Here is a 3284-nt window from a genome sequence, read left to right as displayed (position 1 = left end):
GCTGGGCGAGCAATCGATGTTCTCCGCCGAGGATGACCTTCTCCTGTCCGGCGGGTGACGGGTCGGCAAAGCGGCCTCGTGATTTCCATGAACTTTCCTGCAGAACGCCCAAGTCAGCCGCAGCATCCGCAAGACAATAAGAACGACGACGAGGCTCAGTCAAGGATTGCACCGGCGCCTTCAGAGCGGCATGCGTCTGCAGATTCTGGCTCACGCCAGTATTTAAGCCTCCCGACAAGATTCCTTACGCACATGCCCAATCGACTCGTCATATGCGCTGATATCGGCGTTTGGCTTCCCGGAGACCAGGGTCGGACGTGACCACTGAGCGCGACTACATCCAAGGCATGGCCGTGGTGGACTTAAATTACGGGCAGCAGCTTGTGCTCCATCGGGCACCACGATCACGGCAGATGTATTGGAGGCCGGGGTGCGGGTCGAGCGGCCTTCCGAACCGCCAGCTGAACATATGGTCCGCGCAGCCGTGCATGCCGGTTTGGAAGGGAAATACCTCCAATGCCTCGCATGTATGCCTATCGGCGTCTTAGTTAGGCGGCGGGCGCACGGGCATTTGGGTAGGGTCACCTCCTTCCCACCTGAGATTGTCCCTTGCTAGCCTGCTGACAGCCGCCGGCAGTGACGCCTGCGCCAGCGACGAGGATCAGGAGAGCCATGCTGTCGCACACCGCCGGAGAGACCGACGCCCCGCTGCTCGAGGAGACCGTCGGAGAAAACTTCGCCCGGACCGTGGAGCGATTCGGCGACCGTGAGGCGCTCATCGAGGCATCGGCCGACGGTGACGCTGCCGCCGCGCGGCGCTGGACGTTCAGGAAACTGGACGAAGACGTCAGCCGCATCGCGCGCGGGCTCCTCGCCGCGGGTTTCGCAGCGGGGGAGCGGATCGGGATCTGGAGCCCGAACTGCGCCGAATGGACGATCCTGCAGTACGCGGCCGCGAAGGTCGGTGCGATCCTTGTCAACGTCAATCCCGCCTACCGGACCCACGAGCTCATCTTCGTCGTCAGACAGAATCGGATGCGCGCCCTCGTGGTCGCACCATCGGACCGGAACAGCGACTACGTCGCGATGGCACGCCAGGCACTGGCCGAGTGTCCGGACCTCCATGAGCTCGTCTTCCTTCCGACCCCCGCAGCAAGCAGAGATTCTGCGTTCGTCGCAGGCGAACCTGCGTCCCCGGCAGAGACCACCTGGGAAGCCCTCGGCGCCCGGACGGAGGAGGTTCCGGCGTCAGCCGTCTCTGAGCGCGCCGCGACCCTGCGGCCCGCCGACGTCATCAACATCCAGTACACATCCGGAACCACGGGCTTCCCCAAGGGTGCGACGCTCACGCACCGGAACATCCTCAACATCGGTTTCTCGGTGGGCGAACTCCTGGGATACACCGCGGATGACCGGGTGGTGATCCCGGTGCCGTTCTACCACTGCTTCGGCATGGTGATCGGCAACATCAGCGCGTTCTCACACGGCTGTGCCACGATCCTGCCCGGCCGTGGGTTCAATGCCGCTGCGACGCTCCGGGCTGTTCAGGACTTCGGCGGAACCTCGCTTTACGGCGTCCCCATGATGTTCATCACAGAGTTGGCACTGCCCGACTTCGAAACGTACCGGCTGGACACCCTCCGCACCGGGGTCATGGCCGGGTCACCATGCCCGATCGAGATCATGAAGCGAGTCATCACCGACATGCACATGAAGGATGTCGCAATCTGCTACGGAATGACTGAAACCTCGCCGGTTTCGACCATGACACGGCTCGGCGACTCGATCGCCCACCGCACCGGAACCGTCGGGCGCACCATGCCACACCTCGAGAGCAAGGTCATAGACGCGAAAGGAGCTACGGTGGAGCGCGGCGAGATCGGCGAGCTGTGCACCCGGGGCTACGCAGTCATGGCCGGCTACTGGGACCAGCCGGACAAAACGGCCGAGGTGATCGACGCCGAGGGCTGGATGCACACCGGTGACCTCGCACGAATGGACAATGACGGCTACCTGGTGATCGAGGGGCGCATCAAGGACATGATCATCCGCGGCGGCGAGAACATCTACCCGCGCGAGATCGAGGAATTCCTGCACCAGCACCCAAGCGTGCAGGACGTCCAGGTGATCGGTGTCCCGGACGAGAAGTACGGCGAGGAGCTGATGGCGTGCATCATCCTCAATCCGGGCGCCAAGCCACTGGACGCCGCCGCCGTAAGGGAGTACTGCCGTGGCCGGCTGGCCCACTACAAGATCCCCAGGTATGTCGAAGTTTGTGAGAGCTTCCCCATGACCGTGTCAGGGAAAGTGCGGAAGGTCGAGATGCGCGAGAAAGCCATCGAGCGGTTCGGGCTCCGCGACTGAGGGACCAGCGTCACTGCGAGTGACGCTGGCCTGCTAACCCGCATGAATCTCGTCTTGAGAACGGGCAGGTCACTGCCCAGTCCGCGCTTTCAAACCCCTCCTAAACCGGTGCAGGCCGGGGCAGCAAAGGAATGGCAGACGAGCCGCCGGCCCGAATGACACCTGTCATATGCGCTGTTATCGGCACGGGAGGCGGGAAATTTTGCACGTAGGTGAAAGGGCCGGTGCGCGTCGGGCAGCTCCGTCGGAGACCTTTGGCTGGAGCGCCGGCAATTAACCTTCCGGTAATTTCGAGTCAAGCGTTCTCGAAATTCGTGGACATCTTCGCCCGGCAAAGTCTTGGCTGAGGGGCCGATTGCCCCTGAATCCGCAGCTCATTTCGTTTCCGGAAGGTTCCTCCATGTCAAAGCGTCCCGTCGCGGCCCTTTCCCTGGCCGCTGCCGCTGTCCTTGCCCTCACCGCCTGTGGCGGCAGTGCAGAATCCGCTGCCCCTTCCTCGGACTCGACCGCGGACGATGCCCTGGTCTTCGCCATGCCCCCGGGCACCGACGATCCGGATGTCCTGGTCGAGGCCGGGATCATTGAGGGTCTGATCACCGAGGCCACCGGTAAGGAAGTCCAGCGGGAAATGCCCGCCGACTACCTCGGCGTGGTCGAGGCTGTCAGGCAGGGACATGTCGACGTGGCCCTGATGAGCCCGTTTTCCACCGCCTTGGCGGTCAAGAACGGCTCGGTGGATCCGCTGGTGGTCTGGAAGGGTGATGACAAGCCGGCATCGTACTGTTACTCCAAGCTGGGCAGCGGCATCGAGTCGATCGATGACGTCGCCGGCAAGCAGGTCGCCTTCGTTGACCCCGGATCCACCACCGGCTACTTCATGCCCAAATCACTGCTGGCGGACAACGGACTGGTGGACGGGC

3 protein-coding genes are annotated in these 3284 nt (G+C 63.3%); 2 read left to right on the top strand and 1 reads right to left on the bottom strand.

Translation table 11 applies throughout. From position 1 onward, the window contains the following. The coding region (locus tag AC5RW2_RS41825; protein ID WP_494075336.1) for a hypothetical protein at positions 1–214 on the bottom strand (214 nt) is incomplete at its 3' end. 458 nt (positions 215–672) lie between these two features. Here AC5RW2_RS41825 and AC5RW2_RS41820 point away from each other — a divergent pair. Together AC5RW2_RS41820 and AC5RW2_RS41815 are read left to right on the top strand one after the other, a co-directional pair. After that, on the top strand, positions 673–2364 hold the full coding sequence (locus AC5RW2_RS41820; RefSeq protein ID WP_494032948.1) for an AMP-binding protein: 1692 nt from the start codon (positions 673–675) through the stop codon (positions 2362–2364). Positions 2365–2764: 400 nt separating this feature from the next. Then, on the top strand, positions 2765–3284 hold a 520-nt coding region (locus AC5RW2_RS41815; RefSeq protein ID WP_494075335.1), incomplete at its 3' end, for a PhnD/SsuA/transferrin family substrate-binding protein.

Source organism: Arthrobacter sp. B0316-1-20 (assembly GCF_059091865.1).
Note: the sequence above shows the minus strand (reverse complement) of the source record. Positions and strands in the feature narration are given on the sequence as shown.

What these genes read in the sequence shown, in the direction of transcription:
- AC5RW2_RS41820 (WP_494032948.1), top strand. Translation starts at nt 673, where the DNA reads ATGCTGTCGCACACCGCCGGAGAGACCGACGCCCCGCTGCTCGAGGAG.